Raw genomic sequence first — 26,502 nt, forward strand, 5'->3', positions numbered from 1 at the left:
TGTCATCCATAACAGCCGACGGTGGTTATGGGTCCCTGCTTTCGCAGGGACGACGATGGAGCGATTGCCGCGCATCATGTCTTCTTCATCCTCTCCCGCATGATCCGCCGTCGCTCCTTCGCCTCCTCCGACCACACCGCATTGATGTCGTAGAATTCGGCGAACACCTTTGCGCCCGGCGGCAGCGTCACCCATGGCTGCTTGGTCGAAGTGAAGATGTGGACGTCGGGCGGGCACTGGCTCGGGTCATCCATCGTGCCGACGCGAACGAAGCGCACCGCCGGTCCCGAACCCGGATAGTTGCTCCACACCGCGACCTTGCAGACCGGGCAGCGCGCGATCTTCTGACCCTTGCCGCTCGCCGACGGCGTGTCGATGATATCAGGCTCGGCCGCGAGGTGCTCGACTCGCTCGGCCTCGTACATCGCGTTGACCGCATGCACGGTGCCAGTCTCGCGCTGGCACCAGGTGCAGTGGCAGGCGTGCACGATCAAAGGCCTGCCGGTGAGGCGGTAGCGAACGTGTCTGCAGGTACATCCGCCTTCCATACTCATGCCGCCTCCTCCGTAGCGTGGCTCAGTGCTTGCCGGCTCCCATGTAGCCGAACAGGAAGCCCGCTACCTTGCGCTTCTGGATCTCCTCGCTGCCCTCGGTGATGCGGTAGCGGCGATGGTGGCGATAGATGTGCTCGAACGGCTTGTGGCGCGAATAGCCCATGCCACCGTGTACCTGCATCGCGCGATCGGCGGCGTCGCAGCACAGCCGATTTGCCCAATAGTTGCACATCGAGACCCTGTCCGACAGCGTGTGCTCGACCTGCGCCTGGGTGAGCTGGTCCATCTCCCAGGCGGTCTTACGGATCAACAGCCGCAGCATCTCGGCCTGGGTCGCCAGCTCGACCAGCGGCCACTGGATCGCCTGGTTCTCGGCCAGCGCCTTGCCGAACGGCTTGCGCTCCCGCGCGTATTTGACGCTCTCGTTGATGCAATAGACCGCCGCACCCAGCGAGCTTGCCGCCTGGCGAATGCGATTCTCATGGACAAAGCATTGCGCGAGCGACAGGCCACGGCCGACCTCGCCGAACTGCGCATCCTCAGGCACGAACACGTCAGTGAAGCTGACGCGCGGGTGATCGGTCGGCATGTTGAAGGTCCACATATACTGCTCGACCTTCACGCCCGGCGATTTCGCCGGCACCAGGAAGCAGGTGATGCCGCGGGCATCGCCGTCATTGCCGGACGTGCGGGCAAACAGCGCGCAGTGGGTGGCGACATGCATGCCGGTCGTCCACATCTTCTCGCCGTTGATGATCCAGCCCTTGACGTTGTCGCGGGTCGCCGGCACCGCCCTGGTCTCCATATGCGTGGCATCGGAGCCGTGGTCGGGCTCGGTCAGCCCAAAAGTGATGCGGCATTTCCCAGTGATCGAACCGTCGATCATCGCCTTCTGTTCGTCGGTTCCGTAGCGGTCGAGCATCGTCACGACCGGGAAATTGCCGACAATCGAATGCTCGTTCTGCAGGTCGTTGTGCAGGCCTAGCCCCTTGGAGGCGAAGTGCTCGCGGATCACGGCCATCCAAAGGTTGGAGCCGTCCTTGCCGCCATAGCGCTTCGAGATCGCGAAGCGCAAATGACCGGCAGCATCCGCGCGGTCCTTGGCCTTGCGCAGCAGCGCCTCCCATTCGTGGCGCGGCAGGCCGCCATTGTCGAAATCGGTGCGCGCCCATTCGCGGCGATGGTCGAAGAAGCGGATATTGTCGTCGGCCTCTTCAAGCGGCTTGATCTCGCGTTCGATGAAGCGATCGAGCTCGCCGAGATAGGCTGTCAGGTCAGCCGGCAGATTGAAATCCAAGGCGGTCTCTCCCGGAAATATCGTTGTTTCTGAGTTTGTGTTTAGGCGCTATCGCGCCCCTCGCGTTCGGATCGATTAAGGTGAGAAGCCCGTGTCCAAGTCAAGCAGGCGGATGACGCTTGCATGCGCGGTCGCCTTGCGTAATTGGATGGCACGGAACGGCGCGCACGCGCTAGGATGCCACGCATATTCTTCGCCGCAGAAAATCGACGGGAGCAGACATGGACCTCAAATTCTCCAAGGTGACGCGCAAGGGCCCCATCACCATCGTGACGCTGTCGCGCCCCGAGGTTTACAACGCGCTGCATATCGACGCGCATTTCGAGCTCAACAAGGTCTTCGACGACTTCTCCGCCGATCCCGATCAATGGGTCGCGATCGTCACCGGCGCCGGCGACAAGGCGTTCTGCGCCGGCAACGATTTGAAATGGCAGGCCGCGGGCGGCAAGCGCGGCTGGGACAAGGGCGGCTTCGCCGGCCTCACCACCCGCTTCGACTGCGACAAGCCGATCATCGCTGCCGTCAATGGCGTCGCGATGGGTGGCGGCTTCGAGATCGCGCTCGCCTGCGACCTGATCATCGCTTCGGAGAATGCGACCTTCGCGCTGCCCGAGCCGCGGGTCGGCCTTGCGGCGCTCGCCGGCGGTCTGCACCGGCTGCCGCGACAGATCGGGCTAAAGCGCGCCATGGGCATGATCCTCACCGCGCGCCATGTCAGCGCCAAGGAGGGTTTTGAGCTCGGCTTCGTCAACGAGGTGGTGCCGCAGGGCGAAGCGCTGGCCGCCGCCGAGCGCTGGGCGGAGACGATTGCCAAGAACTCGCCGATGTCGATCCGCGCCTCCAAGCAGACCATCCAGCGCGGCCTCGAAGTGTCGCTCGAGCAGGCGATCACCGAGCAGCGCGACTATCCGGCGGTGAAGGCGATGGTGGCCTCGCAGGATTACATCGAGGGCCCGAAGGCGTTCTCGGAGAAGCGCCCGCCGAAGTGGCTGGGGCGGTAGTCGCTCCTCCGTCATTGCCGCACCATCCTGTAGGATGGGTAGAGCGGAGCGAAACCCATCGGCCGTTGCCGCAGTCGTGATGGGTTTCGCTCCGCTCTACCCATCCTACTTATTTCCCAACTCCCTCTTGTACGACGCATAGTTCGGCTGATCGACGGCGAGCTTGTCCATCGTGGACTGCCAGAGATGTTCTGACAGTCCCGGCGTTGTCAGATCGACCTCGCCGCGCGCGATCTTGTCCGATAGCTCCCGGTTCAGTTCCGTCAGCGAGCCGTCGGCGCCGAGCAACTGCTTCAGCCGCGCGGCCTCAGTCGCGTCGCTCGCCTCGGCCAGCGCGAGCTGCCGGGTCACAAGGTCGAGCGCGTTGATGCCGACCCGCAGCTTGAAGGCATTGTGGCCCTTGATCGCGGGAGTGATCTCGCTGCGCAGGAAATCGGCGACGGCCTTGATCAGTTCCGTGGGTGTCGGTTCGTCCTGCATGTCATTGGCCTCGCGGAGCAAGCAGCCGCAACAGATCGATCTCGGTTTCCGACGCACGCCGTCCGATCATCGCGCGCTCCATCGAATGATCGGGGCCGGCGCGGAAGCGCTGCATCATGCCGCAGCACATCACCCCCCAGCGCAGCGTGCCCATCACTTCCCAGAACATCACGCGCGCCGGGTCGGCCTTGCGACCGGCCTCTTCATAGCCTGCGAACAGCTCCTCGCGCGAGCCGAAGCCGCCGACCGGCTTGTCGATCTCGCCGAAGCGCCAGGAGTTGACGCAGATCCAGCCCAGGTCCTCCATCGGATCGCCGAAATGCGCGAGCTCCCAGTCGAGCACCGCCCGCACCCCGTCGGCGCCGACGATCAGATTGCCGTGCCGGAAGTCGCCATGCACCAGCGTCACCTCGGACGACGGGCCGGGATCGCGATCGCGCAGCCAGCGCAGCGCCAGCTCGAACACCGGTCGCGGCCAATTGAAGCTACGATACTCGCGCTCGAGATCCTCGATCTCCCTGGTCGCGGTCATGCTGCGGAGCTGCGGCAGCTTCGCCCGCGGCAGGCCGTGAATGCCGGCGATGACGCGGCCGAGTTGGCGCGCCAGGATCGGCCGCGCGCTGGCAAATTCCTCGTCGCGCAAAATCTTGCGCGCGATGGTCTCGCCCTCGACGCGTGCCATGATGAAACCGCGGCCGAGGCCGTCCTCCGGTGCCAGCACATGCATCACCTTCGGCGACGGCAGCCCGGCGTCATGCGCGAGTTGCATCAGCGTGGCTTCGGCCTCAAGCCCCGCCGCGCGCGAGGGCGAGGCGCCGTAGCCGGGCGGCGCGCGGCGCAGGATCGCGCCGACATTGCCGCTCGCGTGAACGATGTCGAAGCTCCAGGTCTCCTGACTGGCGCCGCCGGAGAGCTTTGCGGCACCAGCGACGCCGGTCGCGCCTGGAAGGAACGACGCGACGCAGCGCCCGAGTTCGACCTCGATCATTTGCCCCGAAACTTCGCCGGCCGCTTCTCGAGGAATGCGGTGACGCCTTCCTTGAAATCCTCGGCACTGCCGGCGATCCGCTGCGACTCGAATTCCAGATTGAGCTGCTCTTCGAACGAATTCTCCGGGCTGTCCCAATAGAGCTTCCTGATCAGCGACAGCGCAATCGTCGGACCGTTGGCAAGCTCGTGGGCGAGTTTCATCGCCTCCTCCATCAGCGCGCCGTCGTCATAGACGCGGTTGACGAGGCCCCATTCCAGCGCCTTCTCGGCCGGCAGCCGCTCGCCGAGCAGCGATAGCTCGACCGAACGCGCCTTGCCGATCAGCCGCGGCAGCAGCCAGGTCGAGCCGCAATCCGGCACCAGGCCGATGCGGCGGAACGCCTGCAGGAAATAGGACGAGCGCGCGCACAGAATGAGATCACCCATCAGCGCGAAGCTCATTCCGGCGCCGGCCGCCGGGCCGTTCACCGCCGTGACGATCGGACAGTGCAGCCTACGCAGTCGGCGCAGGAACGGATGGAACGCGGTCTCGAGTGCCGCGCCGGCGTTGCTCTTGCCGGGCTTCTGCTGGTTGCGGCCCTGCAGATTAGCGCCGGTGCAGAACGCCCTGCCCGCGCCCGTGATCACGAGGCAGCGCACCTCATCGCGCTTGTCGTCGATCACGTCCAGCGCCTCGGCAAGGCCGCCGAGCATGTCGATCGACACCGCGTTCATGACCTCCTGATGGTCGAGCTTGAGGATCGCGACCGATCCGTCGAAGTCGAGCGTGACGTGCTTGAACTGCATTGTTTCCTCTATCTGTTGTCCCGCATGGATGGTGCGGTAGGTCGAACGCGTTGTCTCGACCCATATTTGATTTTTGCGCCGGGCTTGTCCATGGTGGCCGCAAGCCCATCCTCGAACGCGTGATTAGCGCGCGCCCAACAAAATGGAAACCCCAATGAGTGGCATCTTCGATCTGACCGGCCGCGTCGCGGTCATCACCGGCGGCAATGGCGGCATCGGCCTCGGCATCGCGCAGGCGCTTAATTCCGCGGGGTGCAACGTCTCGATTTGGGGCCGCAACGCGGACAAGAACGCGAGCGCGGCCGCGTCCATGACTGCGGGGCCCGGCAAGGTCGCAACGCAAATCTGCGACGTCAGCGATCCCGCCTCCGTCAAAGCGGCGATGAAGGCGACGCTCGACACCTTCGGCCGCGTCGACGGCTGCTTCGCCAATGCCGGCATCGGCGGCGGCGGACGGCGCGCCTTCATCGACCGCACCGAGGAGGAATGGCGCAGGATGTTCGCGACCAATCTCGACGGCGTCTTCCACGTCTTCCAGGTCGCCGCGCGCCACATGACCGAGCGCGCCGAAGCCGGCGACAAGTTCGGCCGGCTGGTCGCGACCTCGAGCCTCGCTTCGCTGTTCGGCACCGCGCGCAACGAGCATTATGCCGGCACCAAAGCGGCACTGAATGCGTTGTGCCGCGCGCTCGGCGTCGAGCTCGCGCGCCACGGTGTCACCGCCAATGCCATCCTGCCCGGCTGGATCAAGAGCGACATGACCGCAGGCATCATGGCCAACGACAAGTTCGTCGCCAACGTGATGCCGCGCATCCCGGTTCGCCGCTTCGGCGAGCCCAGCGATTTCGGCGGCATCGCCGTCTACATCATGAGCAAGGCATCGTCCTACCATACGGCAGATTGTTTCGTGATCGACGGCGGATATACGGCGTTCTAGCGATCGCTCCGTCCCACGCACCGGTGTCGTCCCCTGCGAAAGCAGGGATCCATACGCCGCGGCGGATGTTGAGAGCGGGGCTCGTCGTTCCAGCGACGAGCAATGATAACCGGTAGTGGTTATGGGTCCCTGCTTTCGCAGGGACGACGGCGAGCTTGTTGCACGACTTGCGAGTCATACGTCCGCATCCTCGCGGCGCCAATGCGTCCGAGTCTTGCGTTGACTTGCTCCTCCGCTGTTAGCAGAGGGCGCAGCCACGGAATGACGGAAGAGGACGACGTCGCGTCAGAACACCACGCGGCGCGGCGTCCGCTTCCGTTGCGGGAAAACTGCTGCTAGCGTTTCGGCCGCGGCACGTATCGGTCTAGCTGCTCCGGCAAGACGCAGCGGTACGGCTGTCGCTAGCAACAGGAGGATTCTTGAAATGTTTTCACACGTGATGGTCGGCACCAACGATCTGGACAAGGCCAAGGCGTTCTATGATGCGCTGCTCGCCACCCTCGATGTCCGGCCGGCCAGGGTCGACGGTCACCGCATTTTCTACGTCACCAAGACCGGCGTTTTCTCGGTCTCGAAGCCGATCAACGGCGAACCGGCGACGCATGCCAATGGCGGCACGATCGGCTTTGCCTGCAACTCGCCCGAGCAGGTCGAGGCCTGGCACGCCGCCGGCATCGCCAATGGCGGCAAGTCGTGCGAGGACCCGCCGGGCGTGCGCGAGGCCACCGTCGGCAAGCTCTATCTGGCTTATCTGCGCGATCTCGACGGCAACAAGCTCTGCGCCATGCATCGGCTGGGCTGACACCGCTCGATCAAAGTTTCGCAACGCGCGGCGGCGTTCAAACAACGTTTTAAACGCCGTCGCCAAATTCCGCGATGCGGCACGGATCGTCTCCAAAATCGATGCTCGCGCTTCGCGTCGGCCGCGTCTATTGTCCGCCGCGAAGCGCCTTCGTCGATGGGAGAAACGACAATGAAACACGCCTACGTGCCGCGCACGACCAACTACACGCTCAACCCGGGCGACGAGCTCAACGACCTGCGCATGTCGGACCAGGTCCGGCCGCTCTATGACCATGTGAAGCAGTTCATCCGCGACGTGGTCGAGCCGATGTCGGTCGAGTTCTATCGCGCCGGCGAGAAGAAGACCGACCGCTGGAGCTTCACGCCCGAACAGCTCGCGGTGCTGCAGAAGGCCAAGGACAAGGCGAAGGAGGTCGGCCTCTGGAACTTCTTCCTGCCCGACGCCGAAACCGGCGAAGGCCTGAAGAATCTCGACTACGCCTATATCGCCGCCGAACTCGGCAAGAGCCCGCTCGCGTCCGAGACCATGAACTGCTCCGCGCCCGACACGGGCAACATGGAGGTGCTGGAGCGCGTTGGCACCAAGGAGCAGAAGGAGAAGTGGCTGAAGCCCCTGCTCAACGGCGAGATCCGCTCGGCCTATGCGATGACCGAGCCGAACGTCGCCTCCTCCGACGCCAAGAACATCTCGACCACCGCAAAGCTGGTCGGTGACGAGTGGGTGATCAACGGCGAGAAGTATTATATCTCCGGCGCCGGCGACCCGCGCTGCAAGATCATGATCGTGATGGTGAAGACCAATCCCGACGCGCCGCCGAGCAAGCAGCAGTCGCAGATCCTGGTGCCGATGGACACCCCCGGCGTCGAGATCCTGGGCCCGATGCAGGTGTTCGGCCACGATCACGCGCCGCGCGGCCATATGCATCTGCGCTTCAACAATGTGAAGGTGCCGAAGGCCAACATGCTACTCGGCGAGGGCCGCGGCTTCGAGATCTCGCAGGTCCGCCTCGGCCCGGGCCGCATCCATCACTGCATGCGGACTATCGGCAAAGCCGAGAAGGCGCTCGACATGATGGTGCAGCGTGGCCTGACCCGCGAAGCATTCGGCAAGAAGATCGCCCATCTCGGCGGCAACACCCAGATCATCGCGCAGGCGCGCTGCGAGATCGAGGCGATGCGGCTGATGGTGTTGAAGGCAGCCAAGGCGATGGACGTGCTCGGCAACAAGGAGGCGCGCGTCTGGGTCTCGATGGTCAAGGCGATGGTCCCCGAGCGTGCCTGCAAGGTGATCGATCAGGCGATCCAGATGCACGGCGCCACCGGCATCTCGCACTGGACCCCGCTCGCCGAAATGTACCAGGACGTCCGCCACCTCCGCTTCGCCGACGGACCGGACGAGGTGCACTGGATGGTGGTCGGCCGCCACGAGCTGAGCATGCCGTAGTCCTTCTCCCTCTCCCGCTCTTCGCGGGGAGAGTTGCGTAGGGTGGGCAAAGGCGCTCTTGCGCCGTGCCCACCGCCGCGCAGCTCAGAATGTCGGGACCAGGGAGTCTCCACAAAATGCGGTGAGCGATGAGATTTGCGGAGAGTCCCCCTCGCCCCGAATTCAAGCTACGCTTGAATTCCGACCTCTCCCCGTAAGCGGGGCGAGGTAAGCAAGCAGGAACCTCCGCATGGAATACGCTCCCGAAGACCTCACCCAGCGCGAACGCTACAAGGTGCTGACCTCGTTCGTGCTGCCGCGGCCGATCGCCTGGGTGACGAGCTTGGGCGCCGACGGCGTGGTCAATGCCGCGCCGTTCTCGTTCTTCAACGTGTTCTGCGAGGATCCGCCGCTCTGCATGTTCGCGGTCAACCGCCGGCCCGACGGCCGCCACAAGGACACACTCGCCAACATCCAGCGTACCGGTGAGTTCGTGGTCAACCTCACCGACGAGCCCTTGGCGCGCGCGATGCACGAGACCAGCGGCGACTTTCCGCCGGAGATCGGCGAGCCCGCCTATCTCGGCTTGAGGCTCGCGCCATCGAGCAAGATCGCAGTGCCGCGCCTCGCCGATGCGCCATGGGCGATGGAGTGCCGGATCTGGAAGCTGATCGACGTCAACGGCGACCGCCAGCTCATCATGGGCGAAGGCATCAACTTCTACATCCGCGATGAATTGTGGGATCGCGAGGCGATGCGCGTGCACATGGAGCGCTACCATCCGATCGGACGCATGTTTGCCGACCGCTACTGTCGCACCGATGACCGCGTGGTGTTTCCGGCGGCCGAAGGCGCGAAAAAATAAAGGAAGAGACAATGAGCGAAGCATTCCGCGACAACGAGGCGCAGAGCCGGTTCGAGCTCACCGTTGACGGCGCGACCGCCTTCGTCGTCTACCGCAAGACGCCTGACACCGTCACACTGGTTCACACCGAGGTGCCGCCGGAGCTCGGCGGTCGCGGCATCGGCTCGAAGCTTGCCCGCGCCACGCTCGAGGCGGTGCGCGCGGACGGCCGTAAGCTCGTCGTCAAATGCGAGTTCATCCAGGGTTTCATGACGAAGCATCCGGAGTACAACGATCTGCTGAGGTGACGCTGAGCAGTGGTCTTGCGACGTCACAAACCCTCATGGTGAGGAGCGCGGACGCGCGTCTCTGCATACTTCGAGACGCCCGCTTCGCGGGCTCCTCAGGATGAGGGACGGAAGCATAGCGAGGATTATGATGCCGCCGCCTCGCCGATCTTATCCTGCGTCTTCGTATCAAAGTCGCTGGCGTCATGGCGCTCGTGGAGCTGGCTTGCCGGATCGCCCCAGGTGCGGTTGACCATGCGGCCGCGCTTCACCGCGGTCCGCGCCGCGATCGCATCGGCCCAGCGCTGCACGTTCTTGTACTCATGCACCGACAGGAATTCGCCGGCGCCATAGAGCACGCCCTTGGCCAATCCGCCATACCAGGGCCACACCGCCATATCGGCGATGGTGTAGACCTTGCCGGCGAGGTATTCGTTGTCGGCGAGCCTGCGGTCGAGCACATCGAGCTGGCGCTTCACCTCCATCGCGAAGCGATCGATCGCGTATTCGATCTTGGTCGGTGCGTAGGCATAGAAGTGGCCGAAGCCGCCGCCGAGATAGGGCGCGGCGCCCATCTGCCAGAACAGCCAGGAGAACGTCTCCGCGCGCGTCCTGGCGTCGGTCGGCAGGAACGCGCCGAACTTCTCGGCAAGATAGACCAGGATCGAGCCTGACTCGAACACCCTGATCGGCTCCGGGCCGCTGCGGTCCATCAGTGCCGGGATCTTCGAGTTCGGATTAACCGCGACAAAGCCGCTGCCGAACTGGTTGCCGTCGATCTTGATCAGCCAGGCATCGTACTCGGCGCCCTTGTGGCCGGCCGCCAGCAGCTCCTCCAGCATCACCGTGACCTTCACGCCGTTCGGCGTCGCCAGCGAATAAAGTTGCAGCGGATGACGTCCAACCGGCAATTCCTTGTCGTGCGTGGGGCCGGCAATCGGCCGGTTGATGTTGGCGAAGCGCCCGCCACTCTCCTTGTTCCAGGTCCAGACTTTCGGTGGCTCGTAGGCAGGGGTATCGGTCATGCAATTGGCTCCGACGCAGAAGGCGCGTGAGGGTTAGCTAGCCTCGAAACCGTGGTTGGCAAGGGGACCGGGCGAGCGACCGCCCTTCCCGTTGTCATGCCGGAGCATGACCAATGCGGGTCTCGGCCAACCGTCATTGCGAGCCAACGGGTCGCGCGAACGCGCGCCCGATGACAGGCTCCGCGAAGCAATCCATCTCCTCGTTGGATCTGCATATTTTGCCTTGCGGAATGCGTGGCGCACAGCGCCCCACCGATAGCGCCTGCACGCAAGATCGCCGTCAACGAAAGCCGCTTGGCTTCGCCGACCATCAAGGCTAGCGTCGCCGAAGCTGATGCCATCGCAGCAAGACAAGCAGCCATCGAAGCTGCCGCCGGGGAGACAACGCATCCATGAAATCACCGATCTGCGACATGCTGGGAATCGAATTCCCCCTGCTCGCCTTCAGCCATTGCCGCGACGTGGTGGCGGCGGTCAGCCGCGCCGGTGGCTTTGGCGTGTTCGGCGCGACCGCGCATACGCCGGAGACGCTGGAGCAGGAGCTGAAGTGGATCGACGCGCATGTCGACGGCAAGCCCTACGGCATCGACGTCTTGATTCCCGAGAACATCTCGACCGCTGGCGAGAAGAACGTCACCTGGAAGAGCCTGGAGAAGCGCGTGTCGCAGGAGCACCGCGACTTCACCCGTAATCTCTTGAAGAAGTACGACATCGAGCTGACGACCCGGAATGTCGCCGACAACCAGCCGCAGCCGTTCGACGCCGAGACAGCGCTGCAACTGCTCGACGTCTCGTTCCGCCATCCGATCAAGCTGATCGCGAATGCGCTCGGCGTGCCGCCGAAGGCGATGATCGACCGCGGCAGGGCGCACGGCGTCCCGGTCGCAGCGCTGGTCGGCGCCAAGGAGCATGCGCTGCGCCAGGTCGCGGCCGGCGTCGACATTCTGGTCGTGCAGGGCACCGAGGCCGGCGGCCATTGCGGCGAGGTCTCGACCATGGTGCTGGTGCCCGAGGTGATCAAGGCGATCAAGAAGGTCCGCGATGTGCCGGTGCTGGCGGCCGGCGGCATCATGACCGGACGGCAGATGGCCGCCTGCATGGCGATGGGCGCGGCCGGCGCATGGACCGGCTCGGTGTGGCTTGCGACCGTGGAATCGGAGACCTCGGAGATCTTCCGCGAGAAGATGATCGCGGCCTCCTCGCGCGATGCAGTGCGCTCCAAGGGCCGCACGGGAAAACCGGCGCGCCAGCTCCGCTCGGTGTGGACCGATGCCTGGGATCGCGCACCTGACAGCCCCGGCGCGCTGCCGATGCCGCTGCAGAGCATCATCAGCCGCGACGCCTTCAACGCCATCGACCGCGCAGCCGCGGCCGGCAACGAAAAGGCGCGCGACCTCGTCAGCTACTTCGTCGGCCAGGGCGTCGGCCTGATCGACAGCGTGAAATCGGCCGGCGCGGTGGTGCAGGAATTCAAGGAAGATTTCATCGAGGCCGTCGAGCACATGAACGCGCTGGTGGCCGAGTAATCGAATACCTGGCCATCCTTCGAGGCTCGCTGCGCTCGCGCCTCAGGATGCCGGCGTGCCGGTAGCCGTCACCCTGAGGTGCTTAGCACAGCGAAGGCCTCGACGGGCGACGGCGCGCCAAGGGATTGACAAGCAAAGCAAGTAGAAATGACAACATCCTCTATCCCCGAAGACCGCATTCCCGTCATCGTCGGCGTCGGCGAGATCGTCGATCGTCCGAAGGACATCGCCGCCGGCCTCGAGCCGCTCGCGCTATTGGAAGAGGCGCTGAAGCGCGCGGAGGCAGACTCTGGCGCAAAGCTGCTTGGCGACATCCAGTCGCTCGACATCGTCAACTTCCTGAGCTGGCGCTACCGCGATCCCGAGAAGCAGCTTGCGCAGCGGCTCGGCATCGATCCGGCGCATCTCTACTACGGCCCGGTCGGCGGCGAGAGCCCGATCCGCTATCTGCACGAGGCGGCACAGCGCATCGCGCGCGGCGAATGCAGCGTTGCGGCGGTCTGCGGCGCCGAGGCGCAGTCGACTGCAACGAAGGCGCAGCGCGCCGGCGTCGAGCTGCCCTGGACGCCGTTCGCACATGACGTCGAGGAGCCGAAGCGCGGCGCCGCGTTCCAGAAACCGCTTGCCGTGACGCTCGGCGTCTTCAGGCCGATCACGGTCTACCCGCTCTACGAGTCCGCGACCTCGGCGCATTGGGGCCAGACGCCGCGGGAGGCGCTGAAGGAATCGGGCGAGCTGTGGTCGACCTACGCGCGGGTCGCCGCCGACAATCCGAACTCCTGGCTGAAGAAGCGCTTCACCGGCGAGGAGATCACCACCGCGACGCCGGACAACCGGATGATCGCCTGGCCGTATACAAAGCTGATGGTGGCGAACCCGACCGTGAACATGGGCGGCGCGCTGATCCTGACCAGCCTTGCGAAAGCGCGTGCGGCCGGCGTGCCGGAGGATCGCCTGATCTACCCGCTCGGCGGCGCCTCGGCGGAGGAGCCGCGCGACTACCTGACCCGCGACCAGTTCGTCGAGAGCCACGCGCAGACCGCGGTGCTGAAGGCGGTGATGGATCTCGTCGAGGGCGACGGCAAAAAGTTCGACGCGATCGAGCTCTATAGCTGCTTCCCCTGCGTGCCGAAGATGGCGCGGCGGACGCTGGGCTTAGGCCGCGACGTGCAGCCGACCGTGACCGGCGGGCTGACTTTCTTCGGCGCACCGCTCAACACCTATATGACTCATGCGGCCTGCGCGATGGTGCGCAAGCTGCGCGGCGGCGGCAAGCTCGGCCTGCTCTACGGCCAGGGCGGCTTCGTCACCAAGCATCATGGCCTCGTGCTGTCGCGCCAGGCGCCGAAGGCGGCGCTCGAGCAGGCGACTTCCGTGCAAGCGGAAGCGGATCGCCATCGCCGAGAGGTGCCGGAGTTTACGACCGAGGCTCGCGGCAAGGGCAAGGTCGAAGCCTTCACCGTGATCTATCGCGGCAATGGCGAGATCGAGCACGGCGTCACGATGCTGCGCATCGAAGACGGCAGGCGCACGCTCGGCCGCATCCCGGCGAGCGACACGGCGACGCTGGCGCATCTGCAGAACATGGACCGCACGCCGGTCGGCACGACCGGCGAGATCGTCACCGCGGCCGACGGCATGCTGGAATGGCGGGCGGGATAGTGGTTCTCCCTCGCCCCGCTCTTGCGGGGCGAGAACCGTAGGCTGTGCAAAGCGAAGCGTGCCCACCATCACGAGCAGAACATGAGATGGCGGGCACGGCGCTGACTCGCCTTTGCCCATCCTACGCGTCTTTCTGCGTCGTGATGGGCATGACGAAGTGGAAGCAGCTCGCTCCTCCGCCTACCCCTTCACGTCCTGCTTTTCAGAGGCCGTCGTCGGCTTGCCCTTGGCACCGACGCCGACCACCCGCACCTGCTCGCCGTCGTTCAGACCGTCCGGCGGGGCGGTGATGACGCGGTCGTCGGCGGCAAGGCCCGAGGCAAGCTCGATCTCCTTGCCGAGATCGCGGCCGATCTTCACCGTCTTGAACACCACCTTGTCGTCCGGGCCCACGGTCGCGACCCGCAGCCCGCTGGCGTTGAAGATCAGCGCGCTGGAGGGAATGCTCAGCGGCGAGGAATCGCGCTGCAAGTTCAGCTTCACGCTGGCGTAGCCGCCCGGCATCAGCTCGCCCTTGGAATTCTCCAGCCCGAGCTGCATCCGCGTGGTGCCGGAGGCGACGTCGACCGCCTGCGACGAGGCCTCGACCGTCGCCTCGAACGCCCGATTCGGATACTCCGGCAGCGAGATCGTGGCCTTTGCGCCGATCTTGATCGCCGGCACGTAGTTCTGCGGCACGTTGACGTAGACGCGCAGCTTACTGATGTCGGAGACCGTGAACATCGCGGGGCCGGTGCCGCCGCCGGCGTTGATCAGCGCGCCGACGTCGGTGTCGCGCGAGGTCACCACGCCGTCGAACGGCGCCGTGATCTTCTTGTAACCGGCGAGCGCTTCCAGCCGCTCGACATTGGCCTGACCGGCCTTGACCGCGGCGTTCTTGTTGGAAAGGTCGGCGGTGCGCTCGTCGATCTCCTGCGCGGAAACGAAGTTCGACGCCACCAGCGTCTTGCGCCGGGTCAGCGTGGCCTCCGAGAGCCTGGCGCTGGCCTGCGCGCTGGCGAGATCGGCGCGTGCCTGCAGCAATTGCTGATCGAGATCGGGGGCCTCGATCTCGGCGATCACCTGGCCGGCCTTGACCCGCGCACCGATATCCACGTCCCAGCTCTTGAGGTATCCGGAAACCCGCGCGAAGATCGGCGCACGGTAATAGGCCTCCAGCCGCCCCGGCAGGTCGATCGTCGGACTCAACGCCTTGGCATTCGGAAGCGCCACGGCCACCGTCGGAATGGCCTGGTCATCGGTCCATTGCTTCAGCCGCGTGTCCTGCTCCTCACGGGCCCGGATGCCGGTGCCGACAATCAGGCCCGCCCCGATCAATGCGACCACGCCGAATATGCCCAGCTTCCGGTGAGAGACCGGCGGGCGCTGTTCAGTGGGCGACATGCGGGATCTCCGATGAGGCGGCGGCTTTGGCGCCTTGCTTCTTGTGTACCATACTGAATACCACGGGAACAAACATCAGGGTCGCGAAAGTCGCGAAGATCAGGCCGCCGATCACGGCGCGGCCGAGCGGCGCATTCTGCTCGCCGCCCTCGCCCAGCCCAAGCGCCATCGGCGTCATGCCGATGATCATGGCGAGCGCTGTCATCAGCACCGGACGGAACCGGACGAAGCCGGCCTCCAGCGCGGCGGCGACGGGATCGCCAAGCTCCTCATAACGCTCACGCGCGAAGCTGATCACCAGCACGCTGTTGGCGGTCGCCACGCCCATGCACATAATGGCCCCGGTCAGCGCCGGCACCGACAGCGTCGTCTGGGTCGTGAATAGCATCCAGACGATACCGGCCAGTGCTGCGGGCAGCGCCGTGATGATCACGAACGGATCCGACCAGGACTGGAAGTTCACGACGATCAAGAGATAGATCAGCACGACGGCGCCGAGGAGGCCGAACAGCAGGCCGGTGAAGGCGCTGTTCATGGTCTGCACCTGGCCGAGCAGCACCACGGAGGAGCCCTTCGGCACCTCCTTGGCGGTGTCGGCGATCAGCTTGCGCACGTCGGTTGCGACCCCGCCGAGGTCGCGGCCTTGCGTCGTTGCATAGATCTGCACCAGCGACTGGATGTCGTATTGCGACACCACTGCGCTCGAGGTCGAGCGCTTGATGTTGGCGATGCCGCCGAGGATCGGCGCCTGCGTGTTGCCCGTCGCCGTGATCGGCAAGGTCTGCAACGCGCTCAGCGAGTCGATCTGGTATTGCGGCGTTTGCATCACGATCGAATAGGACACGCCGTTGTCCGGATTGAGATAGTAGGTCGGCGCGACCTGCGACGAGCCGGCGAGATTGACGACCAGGGAGTTGGTGACGTCACGCTCGGTGAGGCCGACATATTGCGCGCGGGTGCGGTCGACATCGACGTTGAAGGTCGGGCTGTTCGGCGACTGCTGGATGCGCGCGTCGGCAATGCCGGGGATGCGGCGGATCTTGGCCAGCAGCTTGTTGGCGTAGGCGAAGTTGGCTTCGAGGTTGGCGCCGCGGATTTGCAGGTCAATCGGCGCCGGCGCGCCGAAGTTGAGGATCTGGCTGACGATGTCGGCCGGCAGGAACGCGAAGCTGGTCCCCGGGAACAGCCGCGGCAACTGCTCGCGCAGTGTCTGCACATGCTCAGCGGTCGGCTTGTGACCTTCCTTCAGCTTGATCTGGATGTCGCCGTCCTGCGGACCGATCACGCCGGTGTTGTTGTAGGTCATGTTGATGCCGGAAATCGGCATGCCGATGTTATCGGTCAGGGTCTCGATCTCACCGGGGACCAGCTTGCGGATCGCCTTCTGGATGTCGGCGAGCTGATTGGCGGTCTCCTCGACGCGGGTGCCGACCTGGGTGCGCACATGCATCAGGATGTTGCCGGCGTCGACCGACGGGAAGAAGTTGCGCCCCAGGAACGGCACCAGAAGGAACGACGCGGCGACGATCGCGAGAAACCCGGTGACGAACACCTTGCGGTGGCCGAGCGCGAGCGCCAGCAGGCCGTGATAGCCACCGCGGATGCGCTCGAACCGCGCCTCGAAGCCACGCTGAAACCAGACCAGCGGATTGCGCGACTTCGGCGGCTCGCCGTCGTGATGCACATGCGCCTGCAACAGGTAGTTCGCCATGGTCGGCACCAGCGTGCGCGACAGGATGAACGACCAGGTCATCGCAAACATAACCGCTTCCGCCATCGGCACGAATAGGAAGCGCGCGACGCCGGTGAGGAAGAACATCGGCACGAACACGATGCAGATGCAGAGCAGCGAGACGAAGGCCGGCGTCACGATCTGGTTGGCGCCGTCGAGGATCGACTGCTGGACCGGCTTGCCCTGCTCGAGGTGATAATTGATGTTCTCGATCGTGACCGTGGCGTCGTCAACGAGGATGCCGACCGCAAGCGCAAGGCCGCCGAGCGTCATGATGTTCAGCGTCTCGCCGATCAGGGACAGCATGATGATGGCGCCGAGCACCGACAGCGGGATCGACACTGCGATGATGATCGTGGAGCGCCAGCTCCCCAGGAACAGCAGGATCATGACGCTGGTGAGCAGCGCGGCGATCACGCCCTCGAAGGCGACGCCCGTGATGGCGCCGCGGACGAACAGGGATTGGTCGCCGATGAAGCCGATTTTGAGCGCGTCCGGCATCTGGTCCTTGACCTCGATCACCTTCTGCTTGATGCCGGAGATGATATCGAGCGTCGAGGTCGCACCCGCCTTCAGCACCATCATCAGCACCGAACGGTTGCCGTTGACGTGCACGATGTTGGTCTGCGGGGGATTGCCGTCACGCACGCTGGCGACGTCGCGGATATAGACCATCGCGCCGTTGACAGTCTTGATCGGCAGGTCGCCGAGCTCCTCGAGCTTAAGCGGCGAGTTGTTCAGGTTGATGGTGTATTCGAACTCGCCGATCTTCTGGGTGCCGACCGGCGTGATCAGGTTCTGGGCGGCGAGCGCATTGGCGACATCCTGGCCCGACAGACCGCGCGCCTGCAGCGCCGTCGAATTGAGGTCGATCTGGACCTGGCGCTGCTTGCCGCCGAACGGATACGGGATCGCCGCGCCGGGCACGGTGACCAGCGGCGTGCGCAACTGGTTGATGCCGATGTCGGCGAGGTTCTGCTCGGTCAGGCCTTCGCCCGACAGCGCGACCTGGATGATCGGGACCGTCGAGGCGCTGTAGTTCAGGATCAACGGCGGCGTCGCGCCGGGCGGCATCTGCTTAAGCAGCGTCTGCGAGATCGCGGTGACCTGCGCATTGGCGGTACGGATATCGACGTTGGGCTGGAAGAAGATCTTGATGATGCCGACGCCGTTGTAGGAATTGGCGACGATATGCTCGATGTCATTGACGGTCGTCGTCAGCGCCCGCTGGAACGGTGTTGTGATACGGCCGGACATCTGGTCCGGCGGCAGACCGGTGTACTGCCAGACCACGCCGATCACGGGAATGCGGATGTCAGGGAAAATGTCGGTCGGCGTGCGCAGGGCCGCCAGCGGTCCAATGATCAGCAGGAGGACCGCGAGCACAACGAAAGTATATGGCCGGCTCAGGGCGATACGGACCAGTGCGATCATAGAAAGGGTATTCCCGAAAGTCTCTAAGAAGCCTGCCCAGGCAAAGGAATCGGCGCTCGAAAAAAGGCCGTTCCATACAGGCCCCGATTTACCCGATGGACCGTGAAACGCCAACCCGTGGGGCGCCAACGGCCTTCACTTCCTTGGCATAGCGTGTGAAGTGACCCGTTAGGACGCCGACTATCTGAGCAAGGTATCGCCGAAAAAAGGCTGGCCTGCTGCGAAAATCAGCAGCGCAAGCAGATTGTGCTCGCCCTGCGAAGTTGATGCATCGCTGGTCTGCGAAATTGTAGAACGTGACGAGCTGATCCAAGCCGCGTTCGTTTCAACGGGGAGTTCCGATCTCCGCTTGGGCGCGATTGCCTTCGCGCTCCCTGATGCACAAGCGGTCAGGCGGCGCGAACCGCGTTCAGGAATCGGCCGACCTCGAGCTTGAGACGGTTGCTGTCACCCGACAGCGTCTGTGCCGCCGACAGCACCTGGGTCGACGCCGAGCCGGTCTCGGTCGCTCCGTGCTGCACGTCGGTAATGTTGACCGAGACCTGCTGGGTGCCGTGCGCGGCCTGCTGCACATTGCGCGAGATCTCCTGCGTCGCCGCGCCCTGCTCTTCGATCGCGGCCGCGATGGTCGAGGAGATTTCCGACAGGCGCTCGATGGTGGAGGAAATTTCCCCGATCGCGCCGACCGATTGCTGCGTCGCCGCCTGGATGCCTGAAATCTGCTGGCCGATCTCGCCGGTCGCCTTTGCGGTCTGCTCGGCGAGTGCCTTCACCTCCGATGCGACGACGGCGAAGCCGCGGCCGGCATCGCCGGCGCGCGCCGCCTCGATGGTCGCGTTCAGCGCCAGCAGGTTGGTCTGGGCGGCGATGGTGCTGATGAGCTCGACCACATCACCGATGCGCGCGGCGGCCTTCGACAATTCGCCGACCCGATCATTGGTGGTGCGGGCCTGGTCGACGGCCTCGCTGGCGATGCGGGCGGATTCCTGCACCTGGCGGCTGATCTCGTTGACCGACGATGACAGCTCTTCGGCCGCGGACGCCACCGACCGCACGTTTGTGGAGGCCTCCTCGGAAGCCGCCGCGACGGTCGTCGCGAGGTCCTGCGAACGCTCGGCGGTGGACGTCAGTGTGGTCGCGGACGCCTCGAGCTCGGTCGAGGCCGACGCGACGGTCTCGACGATCTCGCCGACTGCGCGCTCAAAGCCATCGGCAAGCTGGAGCATGTCGGCACGGCGCTGCGCGGCCGCGCGCGCCTCCGCCTCCTTCTGCTCGCGCTCCATCCGGATCTTGGCGAGGCCGTTGTCCTTGAACACGAGCGCGGTCCTGGCTACGTCGCCGACCTCGTCACGGCGATCGGTGCCGTCAACGGCGACGTCGTAGTTACCGTTGGCAAGCTGTTGCAGCATCTCCACCACGGCACGGATCGGCTTGGCGATGCCGTACTGCCCGACGACGAAGCCGAACAGCAGGCCGAATGCGACGCCTGATGCCGCGAGCAGGACCAGGAGTTCCGAAGTCGACGCGGTTTCCCGCGCGTCTGCCTTGACGTTCTCCCTGACGCGCTGGTCCTGCCGATCCGCGATGGCCCGGATCCTGGCCTGGAGCTCTTCCGCCGCCGCACGGCTGTTCATCGCGGCGTCGCGAAGCTTCTCGGCGGACCGGGTCAGCTCGGCCGTGCTGGCGCCATCGACCGCATCCAGCGTCTGCTTGAGCTGGGCCCGATAGGCCGCAAGCGCCGACCGCACGCCGGACAGCATGCTGATGGTCTGCTCATCCGAGGTGTGGCTGATCTCGGCGAGGCGTTCCTCGAACAATTTGATCTGGGCTTCGATCACCGAACGCGCCGCGAGCCTGTTCTCGTCGCGGGGATCGAGCGCACTGCGGAATTCGGCGCCATTGATCGCGAGCACGTTCTGATTGGCGCGGGCCGAGAGCAACGCCCGTTCCGCCGCGCGCGCCGTGATCGCGCTGCGTTCGCTGAGCGACTTCAGTGAGGAAATGCCAAGCCAGGCCATCATTCCCGCGATGAGGGAAAGACCGCAAACGATCGCCAAAATCTTCGGGAGGATGCGGAATCTTGCCAGCAACATCGTCGGACGCCTCTTTGCGCAAGGATCTTCGCGACCGCCTCATGCACGATGGCCTCGTCGCACCGTGACAAAATACCGCGCGCGAACCTACGCTTGGTTAATCCGGATTCCGTGGAACTACGTAGGCACGCTGCGCGGCGAATAGGCAACGAAATGTGCCCGACCTGCGGCGGCCGGGCTCACTTCGAACTGCGAGCTTGATCGATGTCAGGCGGCGCGAACGGCGTCCAGAAATTTACCGACCTCGAGCCTGAGACGGCTGCTGTCGCCCGAGAGCGATTGGGCCGCCGACAGCACCTGGGTTGAGGCCGAGCCGGTTTCGGTCGCACCGTGCTGCACGTCGGTGATGTTGGCCGAGACCTGCTGGGTGCCCTGCGCTGCCTGCTGCACGTTGCGGGAAATCTCCTGCGTCGCGGCGCCCTGCTCTTCGATGGCCGCCGCGATGGTGGACGAAATCTCCGACAGGCGCTCGATCGTCGACGAGATCTCCTTGATCGCGCCGACTGACTCCTGCGTCGCGGCCTGGATGCCGGAAATCTGCTGGCCGATCTCGCCGGTCGCCTTCGCGGTCTGCTCGGCCAGCGCCTTGACCTCGGACGCCACGACCGCGAAACCACGGCCGGCTTCACCGGCGCGCGCCGCCTCAATGGTCGCGTTGAGCGCGAGCAGGTTGGTCTGGCCGGCAATGGTGTTGATGAGCTCGACGACGTCGCCGATGCGCGCGGCGGCCTTGGACAGCTCGCTGACCCGATCATTGGTGCTGCGCGCTTGACCGACCGCATCGCTGGCCATCCGCGCCGACTCCTGCACCTGACGGCTGATCTCCGTCACCGACGACGACAGCTCCTCGGTGGCGGACGCCACCGACTGCACGTTGGCGGAGGCCTCTTCCGAGGCTGCTGCGACCGCGCTGGTCAGTTCCTGCGAACGCGTGGCCGTGGACGACAGTGTGCCGGCCGAGGCTTCGAGCTGGGTCGAGGCCGACGACACGGTCTGCACGATCTCGCCGATCATCTGTTCGAAATTGCGGGTGATGGCGTCGACCCGGCGGCCGCGCTCGATCTTGGCCTCCGCGTCCGCCGCGGCGGCCTCGTCGGCGGCCTTCTTGGCGATCAGCGCCTCCTTGAACACCTGCAATGTGTCAGCCATCGTGCCGATCTCGGTTTTCTCGCCCTGATGGGGAACGACAGCGGTGAGGTCACCGCGACCGAGCGCCTGCATCGGCGTGACGATCGAGGCGATGCCGGCGGAGACATCGCGGACCAGATAGAAGCTGACGCCGACGCCGATCAGGACGGCGACGCCGAGAATGACCGCAAGCACCATGAACGCCGAGTTGTAATTGTCGGCAGCATCCTTCGCAGCCTTGTCGGCACCGGCGTTGTTGAGCGCGATATCCTTGCGCAGGATCTCATCGGCCTCGAGGCCGATCTTGTTCACGACCTTGGTGTTCAGTTCATGGGCTTCTTGCGGGAGCTTGCCGGCTTCCTTGCGCGACAGGGCCAGCACGTCCTCGGTTCCCTTCTTGTACCTGTCCCAGGTCTCGGCCCACTGCTTGTAGAGCGCGCGCTCCTCCGCCGACGAGATCATCGCCTCGTAGCTCGCCCGCGCCTTGCCATTGGCCTCGACCACGCCGGCGAGCGTCTTCTCGGCCGCCAGCTTCTCTTCAAGGGTCTCTGCGAGCATGTGTTCGCGGATCACGTTGCGATAGGTGATGACGCCGGCGCGGAGTTCGCCGAGGACGCGCACACTCGGCAGCCAATTGGTGGTGATGTCGACGGTGTTGGCGTTGATCGCCTGCATGTCCCTCACGGCGAGCAGGCCCATGCCCGCCATCGCGACAAGCAGGAGCGCCACCACGGAAACGATTTTGGCGCGAATCGAGAGTTTGGCGAACATCGTGATATCTCTGGCTGGTGGGGCGGGCCCTGGTCCGGAATCAAACGGCGACGCAACGGGACGCCGCAGACATCAAAGCCTGCGCCGTGCCTTCGGTTGGGTTAATTTGAATCCCCGTTGAACTACGGAGTCGCGCGTTGGCTCCGTGACGGCACGCGTGCGAAGCGCGCTTAGCGCATCAGGGCGAGCGCGTCCGAGAAGAATTCCGGTCCGCCGAAATTGCCCGACTTCAGAGCCAGCAGCATGTCGCCGCTCGTCATTCCAACGGCGCGCAGAACGGGGACGCCTGCGGCGATTTCCGCACCGACGAGGAATCCCGGGATTCGCAGCCGATCGACTGCAGCGCCTGACGTTTCACCACCGGCCACCACCAGCCTGCGCACGCCCGCCTGCACCAGGCCTTCGGCGATGTCGGCCATCGCCTGCTCGATGGCATGCCCGGCAGCATCGCGGCCGTGACGGGATTGCAGGCCTGCGACCTCATCGGGGGTCGCACTGCTCGCGATCAGGATCGGGCCGTCGCCGGTGCGATCCTTGATCCGATCCTTGGCCCAGGCCAGCGCGCGCTGCACCTCGTCCTTGCCGGTCACCACCCGTTCGGGATCGAGATGCAGCACCGGCATCACCTGCTCGGCATTCGCGATCTGCTGCAGGGTCGCCTGCGAACAACTGCCGGCGAGGCAGGCCGCCGGACCGCCGACCGCCACGTCGGGCAGCGCGCTTGCGGCATCCGCCTTCACGGTCCCGCCTGCGACCAGCGCCCGCGCCAATCCGAGCCCGATGCCGGAGGCGCCGACCGAGACGCGATGATCGAGCGCCACCTGCCCGATGGTTTCGAGATCACGGTCGAACACCGCGTCGACGATCGCAGCACCGATACCTTTGGCTGCGAGATCGGCGAGCTTGGCCCTGACGGCCTCGACGCCACGGCCCAGCGTCGCGAGATCGATCAATCCCACCTTCGTCCTGCTCTGGCGCGCCAGCACCCGCACAAGGTTGGAATCGTGCATCGGATTGAGCGGGTGATCCTTCAGCGGGCTCTCGTTCAGCGGCACCGAGCCGACGAACAGATTGCCCTGATAGACAGTGCGGCCGGTCTCCGGGAATGCCGGCGTCACCAGCACGATCGGATCGCCGGAATCAGCGCGCAACGCATCCATCACCGGGCCGATATTGCCGGCGTCGGTGGAATCGAAGGTCGAGCAGATCTTGAACAGGATATGGGCCGCACCCCGCCCGCGCAGCCAATTTTCAGCGGCGCGCGAGCGCGTCACGGCAAGGCCGGCCTCGATCGAGCGGCTCTTGAGCGACACCACGACGGCGTCGACTTCGGGCAGCGCGAGATCGGCCGCAGGCACACCGATGGTCTGTACGGTGCGCAAGCCCGCACGGGTCAGCGTGTTGGCGAGGTCGGAGGCACCGGTATAGTCGTCGGCGATGCAACCAAGTGCGAGCGTCACGGCTTCACTCCGGCATAGAGCTTGAACCAGGCGAGACCATCCGTGGTCTTGCCGCGCGGATTGTACTCACAGCCGACGAAGCCGCCATAGCCGAGCCGGTCGAGCTCGCCGAACAGGAATGGATAGTTCAACTCTTCTCCGTCGGGCTCGTGGCGCGAGGGGATCGAGGCGATCTGGACGTGGCCGATGATCGGCATCATCTCGCGCAGCCGCATCGTCACGTCGCCATGGATGATCTGACAGTGATAGATGTCAAACTGCAGCTTGAGATTCGGAAGCTTCAGCTCGGTGATCAGGTCACGGGCAAAGTTGAAGTCGTTGAGGAAATAGCCGGGCACGTTGCGCGGATTGATCGGCTCGATCACGACATCGAGGCCATGCGGCGCGAAGAACTCCGCAGCGTAAGCAACCGATTTGTAAAAGGCTTCCACCGCGCGCCGGTCACCACGATCAGCGATCCCCGCCATCAGATGCAGCCGCTTCACGCCGGTCGCCTGCGCATAAGGCAGCGCGGTTGTCAGGCTCTGCTGCAGATCGGTGAAGCGATCGGGCAGCGCGGCAAAACCCTTCTCGCCGGCGTTCCAGTCGCCCGGCGGCAGGTTGAACAGCGCCTGCGTCAGCCCGGCGGTCTTGAGCCGCTTGCCGACCTCCTCGGCCGGATGGTCGTAAGGAAACAGGTACTCGACCGCGGTGAAGCCCGCTTTCGCGGCCGCCTCGAAGCGGTCGAGGAACGGGACCTCGTTGAACATCATGGAGAGATTGGCGGCAAAGCGGGGCATCTGGAGATCCTCTTATTTCGCGCCGGGCAGTTGGGTTCCGGTGACCTGCGCATACATCCGCGCCACCGAGGCATCGTCATCGCGGCCCATGCCGGCCGCCGCCGTCATCAGGAACATCTGCAACGCTGCGGCCGAGACCGGTACCGGGAAGCGCGCATTGCGCGCCATGTCCTGGATGATGCCGAGGTCCTTGACGAAAATCTCCACCGCGCTGCGCGGGGTGTAATCCCCGTCGAGCACGTGCGGCATGCGGTTCTCGAACATCCAGGAATTGCCGGCGGAGGCGGTGATCACCTCATAGACCTTCCGGATATCAAGGCCCTGCTTGGCGGCAAACGCAATCGCCTCCGAGGCTGCGGCGATATGCACGCCGGCAAGCAACTGGTTGATCATCTTGAAGGCGGCGCCCTGCCCGGCGGCATCGCCGAGCTCGTAGAGCTTTGCGGCCATCGCATCCAGCGCTGGCCGTGCCTTTGCAAACGCCGCGGCGCTGCCCGAAGCAAGGATGGTGAGTTCGCCCTGCGCCGCGCGCTGCGCGCCGCCGGAGATTGGAGCGTCCAGATAGTGCCGGCCGGTCGCCTCGAGCTGCTTGGCGAGGCGCCGCGCGATATCGGGATCCATAGTGGCTGACGACACGAACACCGCGCCCTTGGGCAGCGTCTCGGCCACGCCGTTTGCGCCAAACAGGATGGCCTCGGTCTGCGCCGCATTGACGACGACGCTGACCGCGATATCGGCATCCTTCGCCGCCTCGGCCGGCGTCTTCGCGCCCTTGCCACCGTCGGCGAGAAAGCGGGCAACCGCATCGGCCGTCACATCGCAGCCGGTGACGTCAAAGCCGGCGCGCTTCAGCGAGGTTGCCATGCCATATCCCATCGACCCGAGCCCGATGACGGCAATGCGCGGTGTGGCGGAACTGGACATGCGGCGATCCCTCGAATGTTTCCCGGCTTTGAGCATGATCACTTCGGAAAACCGCGGCCACTTTGCGCCGGCGCGGCCCTCCGGGTGCGGATCATACCCATTATTGCCTGCCTATCATGGCTTGGCCGCACTGCCAAAGCATGAGACAAGGCGAAAACATCGGAGGCTTGCGCGTCATGAGCGAAACAAAGCTTCGTGAAGATATTTGCCGCTTCGGCCGCTCGCTGTTCGAGCGCGGGCTGACGCCGGGCTCCTCGGGCAATATCAGCGTCCGGCTCGATGACGGCGGCTGGCTGGTGACGCCGACCAATGCCTCGCTCGGCTTCCTCGATCCGGCAAAAATGTCGCGGCTCGCGGCCGACGGCCGGCTCATCTCCGGCGACGCCCCGACCAAGGAGGTGCCGCTACACACCGCGCTCTACCAGACCCGCTCGGCCGCGCGCGCCGTGGTGCACCTGCACTCGACCCATTCGGTCGCACTCTCGATGCTGCCCGAAATCGACCCGCGCGCCGCACTGCCGCCGATGACGGCCTACTACGTGATGAAGTGCGGCCAAACCGCGCTGGTGCCGTATTATCGCCCCGGCGATCCCGCGGTCGCCGACGCGATCAAGGGGCTGGCAGGGAAATATTCATCCGTGCTGCTCGCCAATCACGGTCCCGTCGTCTCCGGCGACACGCTGGAGGCCGCGGTGTTCGCAACCGAAGAGCTCGAGGAGACGGCACGACTTTATCTGCTGCTGCGCGGGCTGAACCCGCGATACCTGTCGCCGGAGCAGGTGTCGGATCTGGTCAAGACGTTTGGGCTCGCGTTGCCGGAGCACCCGCACTAGACTTCGCACCGGGCAGACATGCGGAGAATACTCATGTTGAGGTTCACGGGCTTTGCGTTAGGGATTGTATTCGTCGGCGGCCTTACGGGATCGGCCGCACAGGCCGAGACCGTGCAGAGCATGCTGGCGGCACAGCTTCGCACCCAGGGCTATGCCTGCGACAAGGCGCTCGGGGCGAAAAAGGACGCCAAGCTCTCGAAGCCGGACGACGAGGCATGGATCCTCAGGTGCACCAACGCGACCTACCGCATCAGACGCGCGCCGGACCTCGCAGCCAAGGTCGAGGTCGTCAAGTAGCGCACGTCGATCGTAACCCGCATGAGCGCAGCGATATGCGGGGCGCTCGCGG

At 65.0% G+C, this 26,502-nt stretch carries 23 protein-coding genes; 10 read left to right on the plus strand and 13 right to left on the minus strand.

Going from position 1 to position 26,502, the window contains the following annotated elements:
* Positions 1-74: 74 nt before the first annotated feature.
* Together P6U25_RS25290 and P6U25_RS25295 are read right to left on the minus strand one after the other, a co-directional pair.
* A complete protein-coding gene (locus P6U25_RS25290) occupies positions 75-554 on the minus strand; it encodes a GFA family protein (protein ID WP_407147482.1) in 480 nt (159 codons plus the stop codon).
* Between the two features lie 22 nt (positions 555-576).
* Positions 577-1,851 carry an acyl-CoA dehydrogenase family protein gene (locus tag P6U25_RS25295; protein ID WP_407147483.1) on the minus strand — a complete coding sequence of 425 codons (1,275 nt, stop codon included), beginning with the start codon at positions 1,849-1,851 and terminating at the stop codon, positions 577-579.
* Between the two features lie 221 nt (positions 1,852-2,072).
* Here P6U25_RS25295 and P6U25_RS25300 point away from each other — a divergent pair, with 221 nt between their 5' ends.
* Complete coding sequence (locus P6U25_RS25300; RefSeq protein ID WP_407147484.1) at positions 2,073-2,852, plus strand: enoyl-CoA hydratase-related protein; 780 nt, start codon at positions 2,073-2,075, stop codon at positions 2,850-2,852.
* Positions 2,853-2,957: 105 nt separating this feature from the next.
* Here P6U25_RS25300 and P6U25_RS25305 read toward each other — a convergent pair whose 3' ends face one another.
* From P6U25_RS25305 to P6U25_RS25315, 3 genes are read right to left on the minus strand one after another with little or no spacing between them, the layout of a single operon-like run.
* Positions 2,958-3,332: a DUF6285 domain-containing protein gene (locus P6U25_RS25305; RefSeq protein ID WP_407147485.1), complete on the minus strand. Its 375-nt coding sequence runs from the start codon at positions 3,330-3,332 to the stop codon at positions 2,958-2,960.
* A 1-nt stretch (position 3,333) separates the two neighbouring features.
* The gene (locus P6U25_RS25310) at positions 3,334-4,320 is read right to left on the minus strand and encodes a phosphotransferase family protein (RefSeq protein WP_407147486.1); all 987 of its coding nucleotides are present in this window, start codon (positions 4,318-4,320) and stop codon (positions 3,334-3,336) included.
* A complete protein-coding gene (locus tag P6U25_RS25315; RefSeq protein WP_407147487.1) occupies positions 4,317-5,108 on the minus strand; it encodes an enoyl-CoA hydratase/isomerase in 792 nt (263 codons plus the stop codon). Before P6U25_RS25315 ends, P6U25_RS25310 begins: the two co-directional genes overlap by 4 nt.
* A gap of 154 nt (positions 5,109-5,262) precedes the next feature.
* On the opposite strand from P6U25_RS25315, the gene P6U25_RS25320 reads away from it, so the two are divergent.
* The 5 genes from P6U25_RS25320 (at position 5,263) to P6U25_RS25340 (ending at position 9,424) form a co-directional block, all read left to right on the plus strand.
* On the plus strand, positions 5,263-6,045 hold the full coding sequence (locus tag P6U25_RS25320) for an SDR family NAD(P)-dependent oxidoreductase (protein ID WP_407147488.1): 783 nt from the start codon (positions 5,263-5,265) through the stop codon (positions 6,043-6,045).
* Between the two features lie 424 nt (positions 6,046-6,469).
* Positions 6,470-6,847 (plus strand): VOC family protein, encoded by a 378-nt coding sequence (locus tag P6U25_RS25325; protein WP_407147489.1) that lies wholly within the window; start codon positions 6,470-6,472, stop codon positions 6,845-6,847.
* A gap of 171 nt (positions 6,848-7,018) precedes the next feature.
* Positions 7,019-8,293 carry an acyl-CoA dehydrogenase family protein gene (locus tag P6U25_RS25330; RefSeq protein ID WP_407147490.1) on the plus strand — a complete coding sequence of 425 codons (1,275 nt, stop codon included), beginning with the start codon at positions 7,019-7,021 and terminating at the stop codon, positions 8,291-8,293.
* A 229-nt stretch (positions 8,294-8,522) separates the two neighbouring features.
* The gene (locus P6U25_RS25335; RefSeq protein WP_407147491.1) at positions 8,523-9,137 is read left to right on the plus strand and encodes a flavin reductase family protein; all 615 of its coding nucleotides are present in this window, start codon (positions 8,523-8,525) and stop codon (positions 9,135-9,137) included.
* Positions 9,138-9,148: 11 nt separating this feature from the next.
* Positions 9,149-9,424 carry a GNAT family N-acetyltransferase gene (locus tag P6U25_RS25340; RefSeq protein WP_407147492.1) on the plus strand — a complete coding sequence of 92 codons (276 nt, stop codon included), beginning with the start codon at positions 9,149-9,151 and terminating at the stop codon, positions 9,422-9,424.
* A gap of 125 nt (positions 9,425-9,549) precedes the next feature.
* On the opposite strand, the gene yghU is transcribed toward P6U25_RS25340, so the two are convergent.
* On the minus strand, positions 9,550-10,428 hold the full coding sequence (yghU, locus tag P6U25_RS25345) for a glutathione-dependent disulfide-bond oxidoreductase (RefSeq protein ID WP_407147493.1): 879 nt from the start codon (positions 10,426-10,428) through the stop codon (positions 9,550-9,552).
* 392 nt (positions 10,429-10,820) lie between these two features.
* Here yghU and P6U25_RS25350 point away from each other — a divergent pair, with 392 nt between their 5' ends.
* Positions 10,821-11,954: a nitronate monooxygenase gene (locus P6U25_RS25350; protein WP_407147494.1), complete on the plus strand. Its 1,134-nt coding sequence runs from the start codon at positions 10,821-10,823 to the stop codon at positions 11,952-11,954.
* Between the two features lie 147 nt (positions 11,955-12,101).
* Complete coding sequence (locus P6U25_RS25355) at positions 12,102-13,616, plus strand: acetyl-CoA acetyltransferase (RefSeq protein ID WP_407147495.1); 1,515 nt, start codon at positions 12,102-12,104, stop codon at positions 13,614-13,616.
* Positions 13,617-13,796: 180 nt separating this feature from the next.
* Here P6U25_RS25355 and P6U25_RS25360 read toward each other — a convergent pair whose 3' ends face one another.
* The 7 genes from P6U25_RS25360 to ltnD form a co-directional block, all read right to left on the minus strand.
* A complete protein-coding gene (locus P6U25_RS25360) occupies positions 13,797-14,999 on the minus strand; it encodes an efflux RND transporter periplasmic adaptor subunit (RefSeq protein ID WP_407147496.1) in 1,203 nt (400 codons plus the stop codon).
* Positions 14,986-18,165: an efflux RND transporter permease subunit gene (locus P6U25_RS25365; RefSeq protein WP_407147497.1), complete on the minus strand. Its 3,180-nt coding sequence runs from the start codon at positions 18,163-18,165 to the stop codon at positions 14,986-14,988. Before P6U25_RS25365 ends, P6U25_RS25360 begins: the two co-directional genes overlap by 14 nt.
* Before the next feature lie 389 nt (positions 18,166-18,554).
* Positions 18,555-20,258 carry a methyl-accepting chemotaxis protein gene (locus P6U25_RS25370; RefSeq protein WP_407147498.1) on the minus strand — a complete coding sequence of 568 codons (1,704 nt, stop codon included), beginning with the start codon at positions 20,256-20,258 and terminating at the stop codon, positions 18,555-18,557.
* 207 nt (positions 20,259-20,465) lie between these two features.
* Positions 20,466-22,157, minus strand: coding sequence for a methyl-accepting chemotaxis protein (locus P6U25_RS25375; protein ID WP_407147499.1), 1,692 nt, complete (start codon positions 22,155-22,157; stop codon positions 20,466-20,468).
* A 170-nt stretch (positions 22,158-22,327) separates the two neighbouring features.
* Positions 22,328-23,617 (minus strand): 3-oxo-tetronate kinase, encoded by a 1,290-nt coding sequence (otnK, locus tag P6U25_RS25380; RefSeq protein ID WP_407147500.1) that lies wholly within the window; start codon positions 23,615-23,617, stop codon positions 22,328-22,330.
* The gene (otnI, locus tag P6U25_RS25385; protein WP_407147501.1) at positions 23,614-24,396 is read right to left on the minus strand and encodes a 2-oxo-tetronate isomerase; all 783 of its coding nucleotides are present in this window, start codon (positions 24,394-24,396) and stop codon (positions 23,614-23,616) included. The genes otnK and otnI overlap by 4 nt, the downstream gene beginning before the upstream one ends.
* 12 nt (positions 24,397-24,408) lie before the next feature.
* The gene (ltnD, locus tag P6U25_RS25390; protein WP_407147502.1) at positions 24,409-25,320 is read right to left on the minus strand and encodes an L-threonate dehydrogenase; all 912 of its coding nucleotides are present in this window, start codon (positions 25,318-25,320) and stop codon (positions 24,409-24,411) included.
* 176 nt (positions 25,321-25,496) lie between these two features.
* Between ltnD and P6U25_RS25395 the strand changes: the two genes are divergently transcribed.
* On the plus strand, positions 25,497-26,153 hold the full coding sequence (locus tag P6U25_RS25395) for an aldolase (RefSeq protein ID WP_407147503.1): 657 nt from the start codon (positions 25,497-25,499) through the stop codon (positions 26,151-26,153).
* Between the two features lie 33 nt (positions 26,154-26,186).
* Positions 26,187-26,450, plus strand: a complete 264-nt coding sequence (locus P6U25_RS25400) for a hypothetical protein (protein WP_407147504.1) — start codon at positions 26,187-26,189, stop codon at positions 26,448-26,450.
* The last annotated feature ends 52 nt before the right edge of the window (positions 26,451-26,502 follow it).

This window comes from Bradyrhizobium sp. ORS 86, from assembly GCF_045571475.1.
Classification (GTDB): domain Bacteria; phylum Pseudomonadota; class Alphaproteobacteria; order Rhizobiales; family Xanthobacteraceae; genus Bradyrhizobium.

Excerpts from the sequence above, each read along its gene's own strand:
- P6U25_RS25290 (WP_407147482.1), bottom strand. The coding sequence starts at position 554 with ATGAGTATGGAAGGCGGATGTACCTGCAGACACGTTCGCTACCGCCTC.
- P6U25_RS25300 (WP_407147484.1), top strand. The coding sequence starts at position 2,073 with ATGGACCTCAAATTCTCCAAGGTGACGCGCAAGGGCCCCATCACCATC.
- P6U25_RS25305 (WP_407147485.1), bottom strand. The coding sequence starts at position 3,332 with ATGCAGGACGAACCGACACCCACGGAACTGATCAAGGCCGTCGCCGAT.
- P6U25_RS25310 (WP_407147486.1), bottom strand. The coding sequence starts at position 4,320 with ATGATCGAGGTCGAACTCGGGCGCTGCGTCGCGTCGTTCCTTCCAGGC.
- P6U25_RS25315 (WP_407147487.1), bottom strand. The coding sequence starts at position 5,108 with ATGCAGTTCAAGCACGTCACGCTCGACTTCGACGGATCGGTCGCGATC.
- P6U25_RS25320 (WP_407147488.1), top strand. The coding sequence starts at position 5,263 with ATGAGTGGCATCTTCGATCTGACCGGCCGCGTCGCGGTCATCACCGGC.
- P6U25_RS25325 (WP_407147489.1), top strand. The coding sequence starts at position 6,470 with ATGTTTTCACACGTGATGGTCGGCACCAACGATCTGGACAAGGCCAAG.
- P6U25_RS25330 (WP_407147490.1), top strand. The coding sequence starts at position 7,019 with ATGAAACACGCCTACGTGCCGCGCACGACCAACTACACGCTCAACCCG.
- P6U25_RS25335 (WP_407147491.1), top strand. The coding sequence starts at position 8,523 with ATGGAATACGCTCCCGAAGACCTCACCCAGCGCGAACGCTACAAGGTG.
- P6U25_RS25340 (WP_407147492.1), top strand. The coding sequence starts at position 9,149 with ATGAGCGAAGCATTCCGCGACAACGAGGCGCAGAGCCGGTTCGAGCTC.
- yghU (WP_407147493.1), bottom strand. The coding sequence starts at position 10,428 with ATGACCGATACCCCTGCCTACGAGCCACCGAAAGTCTGGACCTGGAAC.
- P6U25_RS25350 (WP_407147494.1), top strand. The coding sequence starts at position 10,821 with ATGAAATCACCGATCTGCGACATGCTGGGAATCGAATTCCCCCTGCTC.
- P6U25_RS25355 (WP_407147495.1), top strand. The coding sequence starts at position 12,102 with ATGACAACATCCTCTATCCCCGAAGACCGCATTCCCGTCATCGTCGGC.
- P6U25_RS25360 (WP_407147496.1), bottom strand. The coding sequence starts at position 14,999 with ATGTCGCCCACTGAACAGCGCCCGCCGGTCTCTCACCGGAAGCTGGGC.
- P6U25_RS25365 (WP_407147497.1), bottom strand. The coding sequence starts at position 18,165 with ATGATCGCACTGGTCCGTATCGCCCTGAGCCGGCCATATACTTTCGTT.
- P6U25_RS25370 (WP_407147498.1), bottom strand. The coding sequence starts at position 20,258 with ATGTTGCTGGCAAGATTCCGCATCCTCCCGAAGATTTTGGCGATCGTT.
- P6U25_RS25375 (WP_407147499.1), bottom strand. The coding sequence starts at position 22,157 with ATGTTCGCCAAACTCTCGATTCGCGCCAAAATCGTTTCCGTGGTGGCG.
- otnI (WP_407147501.1), bottom strand. The coding sequence starts at position 24,396 with ATGCCCCGCTTTGCCGCCAATCTCTCCATGATGTTCAACGAGGTCCCG.
- ltnD (WP_407147502.1), bottom strand. The coding sequence starts at position 25,320 with ATGTCCAGTTCCGCCACACCGCGCATTGCCGTCATCGGGCTCGGGTCG.
- P6U25_RS25395 (WP_407147503.1), top strand. The coding sequence starts at position 25,497 with ATGAGCGAAACAAAGCTTCGTGAAGATATTTGCCGCTTCGGCCGCTCG.
- P6U25_RS25400 (WP_407147504.1), top strand. The coding sequence starts at position 26,187 with ATGTTGAGGTTCACGGGCTTTGCGTTAGGGATTGTATTCGTCGGCGGC.